The organism is Thalassospira sp. Z349TD_5 (assembly GCF_056173045.1).
In genome coordinates this window covers 3,835,626-3,853,666 of the sequence record NZ_CM149654.1, presented here as the reverse complement: position 1 = coordinate 3,853,666, position 18,041 = coordinate 3,835,626, and the positions used below count along the sequence as shown (strand labels likewise).

Annotated in this window: 16 protein-coding genes and 1 pseudogene; 3 read left to right on the top strand and 14 right to left on the bottom strand. The window is 55.2% G+C overall.

All coding sequences use genetic code 11. From position 1 onward, the window contains the following. Positions 1–111: 111 nt before the first annotated feature. Together AC0VXT_RS17760 and ftsE are read right to left on the bottom strand one after the other, a co-directional pair. Entirely contained in the window at positions 112–1,014 is a 903-nt protein-coding gene (locus AC0VXT_RS17760) for a cell division protein FtsX (RefSeq protein WP_475546477.1), read from the bottom strand. 76 nt (positions 1,015–1,090) lie between these two features. Then, positions 1,091–1,768 (bottom strand): cell division ATP-binding protein FtsE, encoded by a 678-nt coding sequence (ftsE, locus tag AC0VXT_RS17755; RefSeq protein WP_101299962.1) that lies wholly within the window; start codon positions 1,766–1,768, stop codon positions 1,091–1,093. Positions 1,769–2,129: 361 nt separating this feature from the next. Between ftsE and AC0VXT_RS17750 the strand changes: the two are divergent. Together AC0VXT_RS17750 and AC0VXT_RS17745 are read left to right on the top strand one after the other, a co-directional pair. Continuing rightward, positions 2,130–2,186: pseudogene (locus AC0VXT_RS17750) on the top strand (hypothetical protein); the annotation flags it as partial. A gap of 117 nt (positions 2,187–2,303) precedes the next feature. Continuing rightward, positions 2,304–2,966 carry a DUF3426 domain-containing protein gene (locus AC0VXT_RS17745; RefSeq protein WP_475548594.1) on the top strand — a complete coding sequence of 221 codons (663 nt, stop codon included), beginning with the start codon at positions 2,304–2,306 and terminating at the stop codon, positions 2,964–2,966. A 215-nt stretch (positions 2,967–3,181) separates the two neighbouring features. Here AC0VXT_RS17745 and AC0VXT_RS17740 read toward each other — a convergent pair whose 3' ends face one another. The 4 genes from AC0VXT_RS17740 to argH form a co-directional block, all read right to left on the bottom strand. Beyond that, complete coding sequence (locus tag AC0VXT_RS17740; RefSeq protein ID WP_475546476.1) at positions 3,182–5,635, bottom strand: DUF4175 domain-containing protein; 2,454 nt, start codon at positions 5,633–5,635, stop codon at positions 3,182–3,184. 174 nt (positions 5,636–5,809) lie between these two features. After that, the gene (lysA, locus tag AC0VXT_RS17735) at positions 5,810–7,075 is read right to left on the bottom strand and encodes a diaminopimelate decarboxylase (protein WP_475546475.1); all 1,266 of its coding nucleotides are present in this window, start codon (positions 7,073–7,075) and stop codon (positions 5,810–5,812) included. Further along, on the bottom strand, positions 7,072–7,218 hold the full coding sequence (gene lptM, locus AC0VXT_RS17730; RefSeq protein ID WP_475546474.1) for an LPS translocon maturation chaperone LptM: 147 nt from the start codon (positions 7,216–7,218) through the stop codon (positions 7,072–7,074). Before lptM ends, lysA begins: the two co-directional genes overlap by 4 nt. Continuing rightward, positions 7,215–8,630: an argininosuccinate lyase gene (argH, locus tag AC0VXT_RS17725; protein WP_475546473.1), complete on the bottom strand. Its 1,416-nt coding sequence runs from the start codon at positions 8,628–8,630 to the stop codon at positions 7,215–7,217. The genes lptM and argH overlap by 4 nt, the downstream gene beginning before the upstream one ends. A 33-nt stretch (positions 8,631–8,663) precedes the next feature. On the opposite strand from argH, the gene AC0VXT_RS17720 reads away from it, so the two are divergent. Next, positions 8,664–9,224 carry a TlpA disulfide reductase family protein gene (locus AC0VXT_RS17720; RefSeq protein WP_277276326.1) on the top strand — a complete coding sequence of 187 codons (561 nt, stop codon included), beginning with the start codon at positions 8,664–8,666 and terminating at the stop codon, positions 9,222–9,224. A gap of 139 nt (positions 9,225–9,363) precedes the next feature. On the opposite strand, the gene rbsK is transcribed toward AC0VXT_RS17720, so the two are convergent. The 8 genes from rbsK to AC0VXT_RS17680 all read right to left on the bottom strand — a co-directional run bounded on the left by rbsK (position 9,364) and on the right by AC0VXT_RS17680 (position 17,901). After that, entirely contained in the window at positions 9,364–10,287 is a 924-nt protein-coding gene (gene rbsK / locus AC0VXT_RS17715; protein WP_430471943.1) for a ribokinase, read from the bottom strand. 153 nt (positions 10,288–10,440) lie between these two features. After that, on the bottom strand, positions 10,441–11,907 hold the full coding sequence (gene xylB, locus AC0VXT_RS17710) for a xylulokinase (RefSeq protein WP_475546472.1): 1,467 nt from the start codon (positions 11,905–11,907) through the stop codon (positions 10,441–10,443). Positions 11,908–12,061: 154 nt separating this feature from the next. Further along, positions 12,062–12,949 carry a 3-hydroxybutyryl-CoA dehydrogenase gene (locus AC0VXT_RS17705; RefSeq protein WP_022730970.1) on the bottom strand — a complete coding sequence of 296 codons (888 nt, stop codon included), beginning with the start codon at positions 12,947–12,949 and terminating at the stop codon, positions 12,062–12,064. 69 nt (positions 12,950–13,018) lie between these two features. After that, positions 13,019–13,954 (bottom strand): electron transfer flavoprotein subunit alpha/FixB family protein, encoded by a 936-nt coding sequence (locus tag AC0VXT_RS17700; RefSeq protein WP_101298962.1) that lies wholly within the window; start codon positions 13,952–13,954, stop codon positions 13,019–13,021. A 15-nt stretch (positions 13,955–13,969) separates the two neighbouring features. After that, positions 13,970–14,719, bottom strand: coding sequence for an electron transfer flavoprotein subunit beta/FixA family protein (locus AC0VXT_RS17695; protein ID WP_028791341.1), 750 nt, complete (start codon positions 14,717–14,719; stop codon positions 13,970–13,972). A 240-nt stretch (positions 14,720–14,959) separates the two neighbouring features. Continuing rightward, positions 14,960–15,538, bottom strand: coding sequence for a cob(I)yrinic acid a,c-diamide adenosyltransferase (locus AC0VXT_RS17690; RefSeq protein ID WP_475546471.1), 579 nt, complete (start codon positions 15,536–15,538; stop codon positions 14,960–14,962). A gap of 53 nt (positions 15,539–15,591) precedes the next feature. After that, on the bottom strand, positions 15,592–15,786 hold the full coding sequence (locus AC0VXT_RS17685) for a twin transmembrane helix small protein (protein WP_102783355.1): 195 nt from the start codon (positions 15,784–15,786) through the stop codon (positions 15,592–15,594). A gap of 168 nt (positions 15,787–15,954) precedes the next feature. Next, entirely contained in the window at positions 15,955–17,901 is a 1,947-nt protein-coding gene (locus tag AC0VXT_RS17680) for a sigma 54-interacting transcriptional regulator (protein WP_475546470.1), read from the bottom strand. Positions 17,902–18,041 lie beyond the last annotated feature (140 nt).

Below are 18,041 nucleotides of genomic sequence, written 5' to 3'. Positions count from 1 at the left end.
TGGGGCGTGCGGACATGAGTGCGGATCTCCTAAGGCCATGATCCCAAAAGGGAAGCGTGATCAGACTATACGAAGGAGCGCGTCTGGTGACAACATCGCTTGCGCGCAGAATTATAACATTTGGCGTAAGACACGCAGCACAGTGCGGGTTGCGGTAAGATAGGCAACCAATGCGACAATAAACGGAATGGCAACGATAAGGGCAATGAATAATGGACTGAAAACCAGCGACGGGATCGGCCAGCCCGCGCGCAGGCCAAGCCAGGCAATAAAAGCAGAGACCGCCAGTGATATCAAAAGCCCGACCAAGGCGCCAAAAAATGCCAGCCGTTGGCTATGGCGGCCAAATTGTCGGGCGATATAATCATCCTGTGCACCAATCAGGTGTAAAAGTTCGATGATTTTATGATGGATCGAAAAGCCGGATTTGGTGGCAAAGACAATCGACAGCATCGTCGCACCAAACAGAACAAGAATCAGGACGCTCAGGGCAAGTTCGACCGAAAAGGCGACATCGGCAATGCGTTCGATCCAGATGCGGTGATCATCCAGCACGGCCTCAGGCGCAATTTCACCAAGCTGGCGTTCGAGGGCATCAAAATTAAAGCCGGTTTCCGGGGTGATTTCGATGATGCGCGGAATGGGAAGTTCGCTCACGACCTCATCAGGGCCAAGCCAGGGTTCAAGCAGGGCGGCCATGGTTTCGGGGCTGAGTTCTTCGATCCTAGCGATGCCGGGCAGGTTTGCCAGCTCATCAATGATGGTGTTGACGGTTTCTTGCAGGGCGGTTTCGCGTTGTTCGGGGCTGCGTTTTGCCAGTTCGGTTGGCGGGACCTGTATCGACAGGCTGCCTTCGATCTGCCCGGACCATTGGCCAACGCTATCGTGCAGGGCGCCAAGGCCGACCATCGAAAAGGTCAGCAGGGCCACCATCAGGGCGACGATGCAGGGCAGGAAGCGCGATGAAGAATCGGCTTCGAGCGGCAGATGTGACGGATGTGAGCGAAAAGCCATAATCGTCTGTTGGTCCTGTTGATCGAGGTGGCGTCGATATCTTAGCCGGTATTTTAGCCCGTATTTTAGATGTAGCTTAACCCGATTGGGTCACGTCGTGCAGTGTTGCACCTTCGAGCAGCCACTGGGTATGGCCAAAGCGCCGCACGAGTTGCCGGTTATGGGTGGCGATCAGCACGGTGGTGCCCAGTTTGTTGAGTTCTTCAAACAAATAGAGCAACCGCATGGCAATGCGGTCATCGACGTTGCCGGTCGGCTCATCGGCCAGAAGAAGGGCCGGGCGCCCGATGACGGCGCGCGCAATTGCCACGCGCTGTTGCTGCCCACCCGACAGGCGCGATGGCTGCGCATTGATATGGTCGCCCAGACCGACCCATTCGAGAAGTTCGGTGACGTTTTTGCGAATTTGCAGGTCTTCGACACCGGCAACGCGCAAGGGCAGGGCAACATTTTCAAAGGTGCTGAGGTGGTTGATCAGGCGGAAATCCTGAAACACCACGCCGATTCTTCGCCGGATCGCGGGCAGTTCATCGCGTGGAATGCGGATGTTGTCGCGGCCAAAAATATTTATTTCGCCCCGAGTCTGACGCAGTGCCAGATACAAAAGACGCATCAAGGTCGATTTGCCGGCACCCGACGCGCCGGTCAAAAAATGAAAGCTGCCGCGTTGGAGGCTAAAGTTCAGGTCGCGCAAAATTTCCGGTCCGGATTCGTACCGGACTCCGACGTTCCTGAAACTGACAACTTCGGTCAAAATCGGCGCTCCACTTGATCGAATGACGGTTTGCACAGGCGATTGCCATGGCAAATCACAAGAATTTCTCTTAACGTCGTTGGGGTTGGCGAAATGCCTTGGCATTCCAATATCGACACCATACTTACCAGCGACGCACAATTTTCTATCTGTTTCGGATGCCACGATCAGTGGCTTTACGCAATGTTTAGACACCCAAATTGAGGCAGCTTCTGTTATCTCTGCTTAACAGTCTGTTAAATCGCCGCTATTTACATATAGTGTTATTCTCTGCCGACGATATCGGGGGACCGTTGGCCATGAGTATGTTAAAGGCCATCCCCGTGTTTGGTTCCGCTGACATCGAGATGCCAGGTTTGCAATGATCATAACTTGCCCAGATTGTTCCAAGAAATACTCCGTTAAAACGGAGGCCATCGGCCCAAAGGGCCGAACTGTGCGCTGTAAGAGCTGCGGCAATAGCTGGCATCAGGACCCTCCGGGGGCCAAGAAGCCGGAACCCGCACCTGCACCAGCGGCACAATCGGACAGCGATTTGCCTGCGCCATTTAATCAGGAAGGGGCGCTGGGCGCTGATTTCAATGCTGATCGAATGGGCGGCGGAGGTGTTGACCCCGGATTTGAAGATGCGGACAAGATTCCCGATCCGCCCCCGATCCCCGAACAGCTTATTCGCAACAATCCGAAACCGGCCCCCAAAAAGAAAAAGGGGATTATCGGCTGGATCGTGTTTTTGCTGCTGATTGGTGGGATTGGTGCGGGTGGGTACTTTGCCAAGGACATCCTGATCAACCTTTGGCCGCCGATTGCCAAGGTCTATGACATGGTTGGGTTTGATGTGCCCCATGTTGGCGACGGTCTTGATATTCGCGAATTGCCTCCGACCCGTGAAGACGAAGACGGCGTCGATGTTTTGGTCGTGCGTGCCGAGATCGTGAACATCGTCGAAGAGCCGGTTGTGTTGCCGTATCTTCTGATCGAGCTTCTTGATCCGCTTGATCGGGTGGTTCAGCGTAAGAAGATGCCGCTGATCTATGATGAAACCAAGGCTCAGGCCAGTGCGGATATGCCGATGGAGCAGCAAATGCTGCCTGCGGGTGAAAGCATTACGGTTGAAACCAAGATCCGGCGTCCAAACCCGACAGCAACCCGTTTGCAGGTCACGTTCCTTGACCCGCGTGAGGCCGCCGAACCTTAAGCCTTTCGGGGTGGTAAAACCAGTTGATGCAAAAGGCAGCGTTCATTCGCTGCCTTTTGTTTTTGTGGGAAAACGCGACAGCGCGTCATTGCGCCATATCGGCACGCAGGGGTGGTTTGGGCTTGTGACAGCATAAACGTTGTTAAAATGCCGTCAGTGCCGTTTAAAGGCGTGCGATGAGGTATGTTAGGTGCGCGTGACGGGACTAACGCTTCCTAGAACCGTTTGAGCAGGCGGTCGATGTATTCCTGTTCGATCTGCGGACGGTCTGGATCGCCCGACCGCCGACGCAGTTCCTGCATGATGCGCCATGCCCGTTCGAGGGTATCGACATTGGGAATGGTGGTTGTGCCATCCCCGCCGACCGGACGCCCCAGCGGATCGCGACGGCCACTCCCTTGCAGGTCTTCGAGCATCGGGGCTATCTGGCTGAGCCCTTCGAGCGCACGGCTGATTTCGCCAATGCCCTGTTGCAGGTTTTCCATGGCTTCGCGCTGATATTGCAGGGCTTCGTGCGACCGGTTGCGGCCAAGGGCCTCGGCAGCACGGCGCATGGCCTCAATCACCGAATTCATGCCGCTGATGTCGCCAAACTGCCCGATGCCCGGACTGTTCATGATATCACCAGCATCATCGGCGAGACCTTGTTGTTCATTGGCGCGCGGGCCGGGGCCATTGGCGGTGGCCGGGTTGTCGCCCTCGTTCATGATGTCTTGCTGGCGGCGGGACAGATCGCGCATGCCATCAAGCATTTCGCGCAAAGACGAGGTGATGTCCATGCCGCCTTCGCCGGTGGTAACTTGCATGTTTTCGACAAGTTCGCGCAGCCGGTCAATCAACTGGCGGGCGTCATCACGTGCACCTGCGCGCATCAGGGCATCAATCTGATCAATGATCCGCGACAAGTCTTGCTGTTCGAGGGTGGCACTTGCCTGGGATGGATCGTCCGAGGCCGGTGTTGCTTCGCGGGTCAGTGCGGCAAGATATTCATTCAAGGCATTGCGGTATTCTTCGATCAGACGGGCGATTTCGGTTTCGGTGACGTCGGGATCAGCCAACGCCTGCAACAGACGTTCTTCGGCTTCCATCAGGTTGCGTTCGGCAATGCCATAGCTGCCGCGTTCGATTTCCTCGGCGATGTGCCACAAAAGCCCGGCGACATTCTGATGCACGGTGCGGTCGTCAAGGTTGGCCGATAACCGGTTTTCAGCCACCGACAGGGCCAAAAAGACGCCGATGTGACCGTTAAAGGCCTGCGGCGCATAGAGAACCGGTAACAGGGCCTGCTGCATTTCAAGTGCGCGGTCGGGATGGCGCAACAAGGTGCGCCGGATCGCAATCAGCTTTTGCGCAACCGGATGGGTAAATTCGCGTTCGGGCAGCACAATTGATCGCATGTCGCTTTGGGCGGTTTGTCCGGCATTGTCGCGCGCGTGCATTTGAATATTGACCGGCAATCCGGCCCACGGGTGGGCAACCAGATCAATGAAGCGCGGGCCTTCGATGCGGGTTGGTGTGCTGCTATGGGTGGGTTCTTCGCCCTTGAGATCGCGTGTGATGGCATCAATCGGACCGAATTGATCATCCATACCGTCGGTCGGGGCCGGAGTGATGACAAGATCAAGCTCCGCCATGCCGTAATCATCATTGGCAACGTAATCAAGGCGCAGATGATCGCGCCGGGTGACCGATGGCGGGCTGATAAAGCCAAGTGTCGGGGCGGTGTCGGCCACCAGATTGATGTTCAGCGTCATGCGGTCATTGCCCCAGACCGAAATACGCCATGTGCCAGACTGATTGATCGCGGTCAACAGGACATAGCTGTTGTCGTTGCTTTCGGCGATCGGGCGTTCGCCATCGGGTGCGGTCAGGGTTGGTGCCCAGATGCTTGAGATCGTGCCATCAAGGGTCGATCCGGCGGGGACCTGAAAATTAATCACCTCCCCGTTGGACGGCCCCCCGGTGGTCTGGTTTTGCGGGCCATCTGTTCCGGTTCCTGTTGCGGATTGACTGGCGGCGGTTGCCCCGGTTTCGGAAATCTGCAAGACCCTCGGGACTTGCCCGGTATAGGGGGGCGGGGTGACCCACAAAGTTGCCGTAAAATCAGCCGCACCCAAGCGTTGCAAGGGACTAAAGGCCTTGGAAAACCGTTCGGAAACGGTGTTGTGACCAGCCATGATGCCAACAAACAGCAGCAAAACCGGAATGGCGACGATGCCAAAACGGTCAATCCGGCTGATGGCGGGGATCGGGCGCGGCAAACGCAATTTTACGATGGCGGCTTCATGCAGGCCGAGCTGCTTTTGCCAGAGATAGCTTGTGAGCGGATCTTCGGTTTCGGAAATATGGTCTTCAAGACTTTGTAGCGGATTGTTTTCAAGCCCGTTTTCGCGCTCCAGCCGGTGCAGGATGTCGCGTCGGGTTGGCCAGCGAAAATTCCGCCACGGCACAGTGACGGCGACCATCATGGCAACAGACAATATCGACAGCAAAATGATGTGCCCCGTCGGAGGCAAAAATTCAAACGTGCCGGTTAAGGTCAGGCCAACGACAAGAACGATCAGGCCAACGGCCGGGATCACGCAGGGCCATACCTTTTCCCACAACAAAACCATGCGCGTTCGGCGCACATGAGTTTCCATTGCAGGATGCGGTGGTATCAGCGACATGCGATGAAGGGTCCTTTGTGCCAGTCTGTGGCTATGGTGTACCGCGAGTTCACTACCTCTAGAGTTTGGGGCTTTGCGGACTTTGGTCAAGTTATTGCGCGGTTGTGGCGGCAAATAAAAAGGCGACCCTGAGAAAGGGCCGCCTTTAAAAATACGTTGGATGGTCGCGTTTATTTAATCAAGCCAGCCCGGTATCTGATCCATATTGATCAGTTCGTCGATTTCCTGACGCGGGCGGACAATGGCAAACTCATTACCTTTGACCAGTACTTCGGGGGTAAGTGCGCGGGTGTTGTACGTCGATGACATCACTGCACCATAGGCACCCGCCGACATCACAGCGACAAGATCACCAGCCTTAAGATTATCGGGCAGTTTGCGGTCCTTGCCAAAGGTATCGCCGGTTTCACAAATCGGACCGACAATATCAACCGTTGCCTGTTTGTCGTTTTCACCCTGTTCATCGACCGGGATGATTTCGTGATAGGCGTTATAAAGCGTCGGGCGGATCAGGTCGTTCATCGCCGCGTCAAGAATGACAAAGCGTTTTGCTTCGCCGTCTTTGATGTACATGACGCGCGACACCATGATGCCAGCATTGCCAGCAATCAGACGGCCCGGCTCAAGCGTGATGTGACAACCAAGGTGTGAGACAGTTTCACGCACCATCTGGCCATAGGCATCGGGCAGGGGCGGTGTTTCGCCCTGATAGGCAATGCCAAGGCCGCCGCCAAGATCCAGATTGCGGATTTCAATGCCTTCGGCGCGCAGTTGTTCGACCAGACTGGCAAGGCGGGTAAAGGCCTCGCGGAAGGGGGTCAGGTCGGTCAGTTGCGATCCGATATGCATGGCAATGCCGGTCACCTCAATGCCGTCCATGGCGGCCGCATCGCGGTAGACTTCAATCGCGCGGGTCCAGTCGATGCCAAATTTGTTTTCGGCCTTGCCGGTGGCGATCTTTTCATGGGTTTTGGCATCGACATGCGGATTGATGCGCAGTGCAATGCGGGCCTTTTTACCCATATCAAGGGCAACTTGGTTCAGTTCGATCAGTTCGGGAATGCTTTCGACATTGATCTGGGCAATGTCGGCCTCAAGGGCTTCGCGCATTTCGTCTTCGGCCTTGCCGACGCCCGAAAAGATGACTTTGCCCGGTGCGATACCGGCCCGAAGGGCGCGGCGCATTTCGCCAACAGATACAACGTCGGCACCTGCACCCAGCTTGCCCAGCGTTTTTAAGACAGCCTGATTGGAGTTTGCCTTGATCGCATAGCAAACGGTCGCATCCAGACCGGAAAATGCGTCAGCATAAACCTTGTAGTGGCGTTCAAGCGTTGCGGTGGAATAGCAAAAGAACGGGGTACCGACTTTTTCAGCCAGCTCCGGGAGGGCGACGCCTTCTGCGTGAAGGACGCCGTCGATATATTCAAAATGGTTCATTTGGCCGGATAGTCCTTTGGATATTCTTGACCTTTGTCGGTTGGCGGTTCAAGCGGGCCTTTTTTACCACAGGCCGCAACCGACAGTCCGAGCATTACAGCAAGTGCGACAATGGTGCCGCGTTTAAGCAAGGCGTTGTTCATTTGAGGAACCTTTCCTTTGCCGCAGCAACGGATTCGGTCACACGAACCGGGGCCGTGCCGCCAAAGCTTTGACGCGCTGCGACCGATGCTTCGACGGTCAGCACATCATACACCGCATTGGTGATTTTCGGCTCGATCCCCTGCAATTCGTCAAGCGACAGTTGATCAAGATCACAGCCCTTGGTTTCGGCCAGTTTGACGGTAGCCCCGACCACATGGTGGGCATCGCGGAACGGCATGCCAAGTTCAGCAACCAGCCAATCGGCCAGATCGGTTGCGGTGGTATAGCCCGCACCGGCAGCCGCACGCATGTTGTCGGTAAAGACTTTCATGTCGGCAATCATACCGGTCATGGCGGCCACACACAGACCAAGATGGTCGTGGGCCTCAAACACCGGTTCCTTGTCTTCCTGCATGTCCTTGGAATAGGCCAGCGGCAATCCCTTCATCGACAGCATCAGGGAATTATAGCAGCCAACAATACGCCCGATTTTGGATCGGATCAGTTCGGCGGCATCCGGATTGCGTTTTTGCGGCATGATCGAGGAGCCGGTCGAAAACTTGTCGGACATGCCGATGAATTTAAACTGTGCCGAACACCAGATGACCATTTCTTCGGCCAGACGCGACAGATGCATGGCGGTGATCGACGCGGCATTGAGATATTCCAGCGCAAAATCACGATCCGATACCGCATCAAGCGAATTTGCCGTCGGGCGGTCAAAGCCAAGAGAGGCGGCTGTCATGTGGCGATCAATCGGGTAGGGCGTACCCGCAAGGGCGGCTGAGCCCAACGGGTTTTCATTGATCCGTACACGGCAATCTGCAACGCGCCCACGGTCGCGACCAAACATTTCGACATAGGCCAGAAGATGATGGCCAAAGGTCACCGGCTGGGCTGCCTGAAGGTGGGTGAAGCCCGGCATGATGGTTTCGGCGTGCGTGCCAGCCTGCGTGATCAGCGCGTCCTGAAGGCCCGTAAGACCGGCTTCAAGATCGCCAAGGGCGACATCGCGGACCCAGAGTTTGAAATCGGTTGCGACCTGATCATTGCGCGAGCGCGCGGTATGCAGGCGCCCTGCGGCTGGGCCGATCAATTCACGCAGGCGGCTTTCGACATTCATGTGGATGTCTTCAAGCGCGGCAGAGAATTTGAAATTCCCGCTCTCGATTTCTTGAAGAATCTGGTCTAGACCATTGGTGATTTTGTCGCCATCTTCGGCAGGGATGATGTTCTGCTTGACCAGCATCGCGCAATGGGCTTTTGAGCCCTGGATATCCTGGGCATACAGGCGTTTGTCAAAGCCGATGGAAGCATTGATTTCTTCCATGATGGCAGATGGGCCTGCTTCGAAGCGGCCGCCCCACAGGGAATTGGCGTTTTTCTGGTCGGTGGCGTTTTGGTCGGTCATCGTGATCCGCAGTATTTGGAAAAGGTGGGAATTGTGAAGGCTTTGCTTCAATTCGTAAAACTTGGCGTGATTGTCGCCATATCGGGCATTTATGCAACCCCTGCCTTTGCAGAACCGCAATTCCCGCAAGAACTTTCAAAAATGACCGTTCCGGAAAATGGCAGTGCGTTGCTTGAAAACGCGACATTTGTTGATGAAAATGGCGAGGTCGCGACCCTTAACAGCCTGAAGGGAAAGGTTGTTTTGGTTAATCTGTGGGCGACCTGGTGTGTGCCGTGCGTGAAGGAAATGCCGGAACTGGATGGTTTGGCTGCGGAAATGGCGGATAAGCCAATGCGGATTCTGGCGCTTAGTCAGGACCGTGGCGGGGCGGACGACGTTTCCAAATTTTTTGAAAACAATAGAATCGATCATCTTGAGGTGTTGCTCGACCCGCGCGGTGCGACCGCGCGCACCATGGGCGCACGCGGTTTACCGACAAGTTTTGTCATTGATGCAGATGGAAATCTGGTGGGCAAACTCGAAGGCATCGCCCAATGGGACGCGCCAGAGGTTGTTGCGTATTTCAACCGCCTGATCGATCAGGCGTCGTAAGGTTTGATCAATCCCGCACAACCAGTATTCCCAACATCTGGAAGAGCGTTATGATACGAAAAAACAAACGTATCATAACGCCGGTATCGCCGGGTCAGATTCAGATCATCACGAACGCAAAACCCATAAGGCCGTGCTGCTAACTGTTTTCTTCAATCAGTGACATGACTTGGCTAAGTGTCGGGGCGGCATCGGCGGCACCGGGGCGGGTTGTTGCCAGAGCCCCGGTCGCACAGGCAAACCGAACCGCATCAGGCAGGCTTTGTCCACCGTGAAGCGCAACGGCCAGACCAGCGTTAAAGCAATCCCCGGCCGCCACTGTATCAACCGGTGACACATCAAATGGCGGCACCAGCCCGGTTTGACCGTTGGCGGAATAAAACGCACCCTTGCCGCCCATTTTAATGATCACGGTTTCCGGACCCATGTCGTGCAGTATTTTGGCCGCGTCACGGGCGGTTGCCATGTCGTCGGGCATAATCCCGGTCATGGCATGGCATTCGGTGGTGTTCGGCGTGACGATATCAGTCAGCACCATCAGATCGCGCAACACCACGCGATCTGGCACGGGGGCCGGATCAAGCATGATTTTGGCACTGCCTTCGCGGGCGTATTTCATGGCGCAATCAACTGCGACCACCGGACATTCAAGCTGCAACAGCAAATATTTGCAGTCACGCAAGACGTGGCGTTTGTCGTGAAGGTCAGCACGGGTCATCATCATGTTCGCACCGCCTGCGACCGTGATCATGTTTTCACCGCTGTCTTCGATTGAAATCAGCGCCGTTCCGGTTTGTGCGTCTGAGGCGACGATCAGATTGTTGGTATCAAGACCTTCGGCCTTGAGCGTTTCCAAAAGGTCACGTCCCAGAAGATCATCACCAATTTTGGAAATGAAGATCGGCGGAACCCCAAGGCGTGAGACGGCCATCGCCTGATTACAGCCTTTGCCACCGGGGCCGGTTGTGTATGCCTTGGCAAGGACGGTTTGGCCGGGCACGGGCAGGGTGGTTACACGGGCGGAAAAATCGACATTGGAACTTCCAACAACTGCAATGGTCATGTTTTATCCAAATAGAAAAATATCAATTCATTCTTGTTCATATTGGGCGCATTTCAGTGCTTTAAAGAACCTGTTGATGAATTCTCTGTTTTTGCAGCTGATGGGGCATGCGCCAAATAGTGTGCGAGAATGTTTTGACTGTGGTGGCGGGCGTTACGCGGGATTGAATTCCTCACGCAGGGCGGAATAGATGCGTTTGAATTTGGCAAAGCGTGGCTGATAGGTGCTGTGGTGGGCCATATCAGGTTCGATGACTTCGTCGATTGCGGGCTTCTGACAGACGTCTTCGACCGCCTCCTTGGTCAGGGCCAGTCGTCCCAGACGTGCCGCGCCAAATGCCGGTCCCTTTGCCGCACCTTCGTAACGGGCAAGCGGTGTTCCCATGATATTGGCAATCAGCTGTATCCAGTATCGGCTACGTGCGCCGCCGCCAATCACACCGGGCAGGTCACAATGTGTGCCCGCGGCATGCAGGCGTGATTGCGCATCGCTCAGCGCAAAGGCGACACCTTCGAGAACGGACTGAACCATCATTTCACGGGTGGTGTCACTGCCAAGGCCAAAGAATACGCCGCGCGCATAGGGATCATTATGCGGGGTGCGTTCGCCGTTGAGATACGGCAGGAAAATCACATCCGAGGGTGCGCGGTGCTGATTTTCCGTGCGCGTCAAAAGGGCCGAGATATCCTTTTCACCCAAAAGATTGGCCGCCCACGACAGGCAACTTGCCCCATTGAGCAGGACCGCCATCTGAAACCACTGGGCGGGGATGGCATGGGCAAAGCTGTGCAGCAGTTCTTCGGGGCGCGGGCGGTATTTGTCCGATGCGACGAAAATCTGTGACGATGTCCCAAGGGAGATAAAGCCATCCCCATGACGCACCGCCCCGACACCGATGCCCCCGGTTGCGGCATCGCCACCCCCGCCAGCGACAATCACACCGGATTTCATGTTCCAGCGGGTCGCGAGTTCACCGCAGATGGTTCCTGTGATGTCACTGCCTTCGACCAGTTTGGGCAATTGATCCATCGAAAGGCCGCTTGCGGCAATGGCCGCCGGGTTCCAGCAGCGGCTTTCTTCGTCAAGCCATAAGGTGCCTGCGGCATCTGACATTTCGGTGACTTTTTCACCGGTCAGGCACAGGCGGATGAAATCCTTGGGCAGAAGAACGGTTTTGATTTTGGCAAAAACATCCGGTTCGTGCTTTTGCAGCCAGATCAGTTTGGGCGCGGTCATGCCCGGCATGGTCGCAACCCCGGCACATTGGCCAAGGTCGGGCAGGGCAGCATCAAGCTCGTCACATTCACGCTTTGCCCGTCCGTCGTTCCACAGGATGGCCGGGCGTAAGGGAAGGTCATTGGCATCAAGCAGGGTCGCGCCATGCATCTGACCGGAAAGGCCAATGGCGCGCGTGGCGGCAAGGGCGGCCGGATTTTCGGATTTGAGCTTATCAATCGACTGGCATGTGGCATCCCACCAGTCGGTCGGGTTTTGCTCGCTCCAGAACGGATGCGGGTTGGACACCGACAATGGGACATCAGCCTCGGCAATCGTGACCGAGTTGTCATCAATCAGCAGTGCCTTGACCGCAGATGTACCGACATCAATACCGAGAAACATTTTCGGACTGCCTCCAGACGTCTTTTTCTCTTTGCCCGGCTATTTTACCAGCGCGGGTATGCGTTGACTGCATTCGAGACGTTTGCCAGTTGTAATGCAACAAAAAAGCCGCTGCAAATGTGCAGCGGCTTTAATCTTGTTACGATTAAGACCCTTATCGGGTTGGGACGGGTTCGTCACCGCTGTAATCGTAGAAACCACGTCCAGCCTTGCGACCGAGCCAGCCAGCTTCGACATATTTAACCAGAAGCGGGCAGGGGCGATACTTGGTATCGGCCAAACCATCATGGAGGACATGCATGATCGAAAGACAGGTATCCAGACCGATGAAATCGGCCAGTTGCAGCGGGCCCATCGGATGGTTTGCACCAAGGCGCAAAGCGGTATCGATCGATTGAACGTTCCCGACACCTTCATAGAGGGTGTAGATGGCTTCGTTGATCATCGGCAGCAGGATGCGGTTGACGATGAACGCCGGGAAATCTTCGGCACTTGCCGTGTCTTTACCGAGTTTTTTGGTCAGTTCATGAATGGTGCGATAGGTGACCTCATCGGTGGCAATGCCACGGATCAGTTCGACCAGCTTCATCAGCGGCACCGGGTTCATGAAATGCATGCCCATGAACTTCGACGGGCGGTCTGTGTAGGACGCCAGACGCGTTACAGAGATCGAAGATGTGTTTGTCGCGATGATCGCTTCGGGGCCAAGAACCGGGCAAAGTGCCTTGAAGATCTGTTTTTTGGTCTCTTCATTTTCGGTTGCTGCTTCGATTACCAGATCGCAGTCAGACAGGAACGTATATTCCGTTCCGGTTGAGACGCGCTTGAGAGCGTCGTCTTTTTGCGCTGCGGTAATCAGCTCTTTCTTGACCTGACGATCCATGTTCTTGCCCATCGCGACAAACGCCTTTTCGAGGGCGTCTTGCGAGATGTCGAGAAGTCGGACGTCGTAACCGGCAAGTGCGACAACATGGGCAATGCCATTGCCCATTTGTCCGGCACCGATTACGCCAATGGTTTTAATATCTTCCAACGAAGCCATTTGTTCCCCACTCGTCCCCTTAGGGTCAAAACAATACAATCGACTGTTTTGACCCTAAATGGGATCAGTTTATTTGTCGAGTTCACTCGCCAGAGCGGGAAGGGCCTCGAACAGGTCAGCGACAAGGCCGTAATCGGCGACCGAGAAGATCGGTGCTTCTTCGTCCTTATTGATCGCTACAATGACCTTACTGTCCTTCATGCCGGCAAGGTGCTGAATAGCACCAGAAATGCCTACAGCAATGTATAGCTGCGGTGCAACAACTTTGCCGGTTTGGCCAACCTGCCAGTCATTGGGGGCGTATCCGGCATCAACTGCAGCGCGTGATGCGCCAATGGCAGCGCCCAGTTTGTCGGCAATCGGTTCGATCAGGTGGAAGTTTTCACCCGACCCCATACCGCGACCACCGGAAATAACCACACTGGCAGCCGACAGTTCGGGACGTTCCGACTCGGTCAGTTCCTGACCGACGAAGCTTGATTTACCGGCATCGGAAACCGTTGCGACGTCTTCGATGGTGGCAGAGCCGCCTTCGGCAGCAACCGGATCAAAGCCGGTGGTACGAACCGTGATCAGTTTCAGCGCGTCAGATGACTGCACGGTTGCCATGGCATTACCGGCATAAATCGGACGGACAAAGGTATCGGCACTTTCGACATCGGTGATGTCAGAAATCTGTGCCACGTCCTGCAGGGCCGCAACGCGGGGCATGAAGTTTTTGCCCGAGGTCGAGGACGACACCAGAATGTGGCCGTAATCGCCCGCCAGTCCATTGACAAGACCGGCAATGTTTTCTGCCAGGAAGTGGCCATAGGCGGCATTATCGGCCACCAGAACCTTGGCGACACCGTCAACCTTGGCGCTCGCATCGGCAACAGAACGGCAGTTTTCGCCAGCGACGAGAATGGTGATGTCGCCACCGATTTTCTGTGCGGCGGCAACCGCATTCAGCGTGCCACCCTTCAGTTCGGTATTGTCGTGTTCGGCAATAACAAGAATGCTCATTTGGATGACCCCCGCTTATATGACTTTTGCTTCGTTGCGCAGCTTGTCGACAAGCTCTGCAACGTCAGCAACTTTGACGCCTGCCTGACGTGACGGCGGTTCCGACACTTTCAGGGTTTTCAGGCGGGGTGCCGTATCCACACCAAGATCAGCCGGGGTGAGCGTATCAAGCGGCTTTTTCTTGGCTTTCATGATGTTTGGCAGTGACGCATAGCGCGGCTCATTGAGGCGCAGGTCGGTGGTGACAATTGCCGGAAGATCAATTTTGATGGTCTCAAGACCACCATCAATCTCACGCGTGACATCAAGTTTGCCATCGGCAACGACAACCTTGGATGCAAACGTGCCCTGCGACCAATCCAGAAGAGCGGCCAGCATCTGACCTGTCTGATTGGCATCATCGTCAATCGCCTGTTTGCCAAGGATCACCAGATCCGGGCTTTCTTTGGCGACGACTTCTTTGAGCAGTTTGGCAACGGCCAGCGGCTGCAGCTCATCATCGGTTTCGACCAGAATGCCGCGATCGGCACCCATGGCAAGAGCAGTGCGGATTGTTTCCTGACACTGTTTTACGCCAAGCGACACCGCAACCACTTCGGTCGCAGTACCAGCTTCCTTGAGGCGGACGGCCTCTTCAACGGCGATTTCGTCAAACGGGTTCATGGACATTTTGACGTTGTTCAATTCAACGCCAGACTGGTCCTGTTTGACACGGATCTTGACGTTGTAATCCACAACGCGCTTAACGGCGACAAGAACCTTCATGACAGACCTGTTCGTTTTTGTTGTCAAAACTATGGGTTTGCTGCGCTCTGCCATGGCAGATTGCGGCGAACCCCGCATGGTAATGTTTTCCCCGCGATGCACAATAGGCAGTGCATTACGGGTTGTCAATTTACGTAAAGAGGTTAACGTTAACGACAACTTCTTTACTGAATTTTTCTCGCCCTTGACTGTCTTGATACGGGACTGAGCCCGGCTTGAACAGGGGGTGTTTGCTTTTTGTTACCGTGTCAGCCCGGGCTGCCACAGAATATCATCCTTGCCACCATTGTTGGCATGGCGGGCCAGAACAAACATATGGTCCGACAGGCGGTTGATATAGCGCACGGCTTCGGGATTGATAAACTCGATTCCCGCCAGTTCAACAATCAGCCGTTCGGCGCGGCGCGATACCGTACGCGCCACATGGAGCTGTGCGGAAAGTGCCGATCCGCCGGGCAACACAAACGATTTTAACGGATCAAGGTTTTCATTGATCTGATCAATCTCGGCTTCCAGGCGTTCGGTCTGTTTGGCGGTGATGCGAAGGGCGGGTTGTTCAGGGTTTTCGTTGCTGCCGTCGCCCGGCGTGCACAGATCCGCCCCCAGATCAAAAAGATCGTTCTGAATGCGGGCCAGCATGGCATCCACATCGGCGTTATCAGAGCAATGCAGTCGGGCAACCCCGATCACGGCATTGGTTTCATCCACCGTACCATAGGCGGTGACGCGAATATCGTTTTTGGCAACGCGCGACCCGTTGCCAAGTGCGGTTTTGCCCTTGTCACCGGATTTCGTGTAGATGCGTGTCAGTTGAACCATGTGCCGTCCATTTTATGCAGGGGATGGAAGAAGGAATAAGGCGCGCGACAGCGCTATTTTCCAAGCGCCATGAAAGACAGAAGAAACAGAAGCAAAAGGGCGCCCGCCTGAAGCAATACGCGCAGCTGCATCAGTTTGTTGGATTTTCGCGCATCGTTGCCGCGTGCCATGGAAATGATGCCCAGAACCAGCACGACCGCCACAGCCGCCATCGCGAGCAACGCGCCAATCTGAAGAAATGCAGCCATTGTTGTTTCTCCCTCGTTTCCAACTGTGGTGTGTGTCGAAAACCTTGTTGTGCAATGACCTTGGCGGCGGCGTGACCCGACGTCACATCATCACAGTTATCTTACAGGCGGCGACATGCTGCGCCAAACCGCCCGCCGGGGCAACCAGCCGTTACAAACTTTTCAAGATTATTCGGTGTTTTTGCCTGAAACAAAGTCACGTCGATCAATTTTGAATGTCTTGATACGCGATGCCAGCGTGGTTGGTTTGATGTCGAGCAGGATTGCCGCACCATCCTTGCCAAAAATCTTGCCCTGTGTCGCCGTCAGGGCCTGAATGATGTTGTTGTATTCGGTCTGTTTGAGTTCGTTACGTGTCAGGATGTTGTTGTGTGGTGGGGGCGTCGGATCTGTTTTGGCGTCGATTGACTTTCGGCTGTCGCGGCCTCCGATTTCAGGCAGATCGAAATGCAATTTGCCGTCATGTGCCAGGATCGCCGCCCGTTCGATGACGTTTTCAAGTTCACGCGCATTCCCCGGCCAGCCATAATTTTGCAGGGTGCGGACCTGCCCATTTGTCAGGGTGGGCTGTGCGATGTTCAGGCGCTGGCAGATGTTGCGCAGAAAATGGGTCGCCAGTGGCGGTATGTCATCGGTACGTTCGCGCAAAGGGCGGCATTCGATTGGAAAAACATTGAGCCGGAAATAGAGATCTTCGCGAAAACGCCCCTGACGGACTTCTTCCTTGAGGTCGCGGTTGGTGGCCGCGATCAGGCGGACATTGACCTCGCGCGTGCGTTCTTCGCCGATGCGTTCAAATTTTTGATCCTGAAGAACGCGCAAGAGTTTGCCCTGAAGTTCGAGCGGGATTTCACCGACTTCATCAAGAAACAGCGTGCCACGATCGACCAGTTCAAAGCGGCCAACGCGGTCGCGGATCGCACCGGTAAATGCGCCGCGAACATGGCCGAAAAACTCGCTTTCAAACAGTTCATGGGGGATGGCGGCACAGTTGACGCGCACAAGCACACGATCAGACCGCGTGCTGGCCTGATGGATGGCGCGTGCGATCAGTTCCTTGCCGGTCCCGGATTCCCCGGTGATCAGGACGTTGGCGTCGGTCGGGGCAACAAGATCAATTTGCTTGAGCGCCCCTTGAATGGCATCGGACTGGCCGATGATTTCATGGTGGTTGTTGGTCGAAAGAATTTCTTCCTGCAGATAGGCGTTTTCAAGTTCGAGACGTTCACGCAGACGATCAACCTCGGCCAGGGCGGCGTGGAGTTTTTCCTCGGCGATTTTACGTTCGGTAATGTCACGAAAAACAATCACCGCACCAATGACAAGCCCGTGGTCGCGAATGGGGGTTGAGGTATATTCGACGCGGATCGGTTTGCCGTCGCTGCGCCAGAAGACCTCGTCGTCAACGCGCCGTACGATGCCTTCGCGGAAGGCATTGTAAATCGGGCATTGTTCGGCGTGATAAGGTTCGCCATCGACGTGCGAATGGTGAATGATCGAATGAATTTCCCGGCCAACCAAAGCATCGGCCGTCCAGCCCAGCATGCGTTCCGCCGCCGGGTTCACAAAGGTTGTTATTCCGTCACTGTTGACGCCGTAAATGCCTTCGCCAGCCGCCCCGAGAATCAACTGGTTTTCACGTTCGATTTCACGAAAGAACCGTTCCGCGCGGCGCCATTCGGAAATTCCTTCGCGTAGATAGTCGTCGGCTTCTGAATCGACATCCCGGCGATGGCGGGCATCAAGGTCGGAAATGGTAACGGTGAGATATTCCTGATCATTAAGGATGATCGCGCGTGCTTCGTGTTCAAGTTTCAGTTCGGTGCCGTCCGGGTGGGTCAGATCAAGGCCGCGGGTCCAGGCAAAGCCGTGATAGAGGGCGGCCTCACTAAACACGACAAGGCTTGGAACCTGGCCTTTGTGCAGTGCGCTCATTTTTGATGATTTAAGCGCCTCGATGCTGCGACCCAGCAATTTGGCCGCCGCGTCATTGGCGAAAACGATGCTGTCGGTTTGGGGATGAACCAGCAATGTTGGATGTGTGTGCGTCAAAAGGGCCTGGAGATGCAATGTCTCCAAGGGCATTGAAATAGGCGGATTTACATCGCGGTTCATCAGAAATTCCTACGATAACTCGTAATATTAATTACGAAAAGTCGTAAATTACGAATTTTCGTACCCCTGAAAGGTGCCAGCCTTCAGCCCCGGAGTCCAGCGTTTCCAACGAAACGGTTGCGTCGCAGCAATCTGGCACG

Coding starts and splice junctions, on each gene's coding strand:
- lptM (WP_475546474.1), bottom strand. CDS start 7,218: ATGAACAACGCCTTGCTTAAACGCGGCACCATTGTCGCACTTGCTGTA.
- AC0VXT_RS17700 (WP_101298962.1), bottom strand. CDS start 13,954: ATGAGCATTCTTGTTATTGCCGAACACGACAATACCGAACTGAAGGGT.
- lysA (WP_475546475.1), bottom strand. CDS start 7,075: ATGAACCATTTTGAATATATCGACGGCGTCCTTCACGCAGAAGGCGTC.
- AC0VXT_RS17695 (WP_028791341.1), bottom strand. CDS start 14,719: ATGAAGGTTCTTGTCGCCGTTAAGCGCGTTGTGGATTACAACGTCAAG.
- AC0VXT_RS17740 (WP_475546476.1), bottom strand. CDS start 5,635: ATGTCGCTGATACCACCGCATCCTGCAATGGAAACTCATGTGCGCCGA.
- AC0VXT_RS17690 (WP_475546471.1), bottom strand. CDS start 15,538: ATGGTTCAACTGACACGCATCTACACGAAATCCGGTGACAAGGGCAAA.
- AC0VXT_RS17680 (WP_475546470.1), bottom strand. CDS start 17,901: ATGAACCGCGATGTAAATCCGCCTATTTCAATGCCCTTGGAGACATTG.
- xylB (WP_475546472.1), bottom strand. CDS start 11,907: ATGTTTCTCGGTATTGATGTCGGTACATCTGCGGTCAAGGCACTGCTG.
- AC0VXT_RS17760 (WP_475546477.1), bottom strand. CDS start 1,014: ATGGCTTTTCGCTCACATCCGTCACATCTGCCGCTCGAAGCCGATTCT.
- rbsK (WP_430471943.1), bottom strand. CDS start 10,287: ATGACCATTGCAGTTGTTGGAAGTTCCAATGTCGATTTTTCCGCCCGT.
- AC0VXT_RS17685 (WP_102783355.1), bottom strand. CDS start 15,786: ATGGCTGCATTTCTTCAGATTGGCGCGTTGCTCGCGATGGCGGCTGTG.
- AC0VXT_RS17705 (WP_022730970.1), bottom strand. CDS start 12,949: ATGGCTTCGTTGGAAGATATTAAAACCATTGGCGTAATCGGTGCCGGA.
- argH (WP_475546473.1), bottom strand. CDS start 8,630: ATGACCGACCAAAACGCCACCGACCAGAAAAACGCCAATTCCCTGTGG.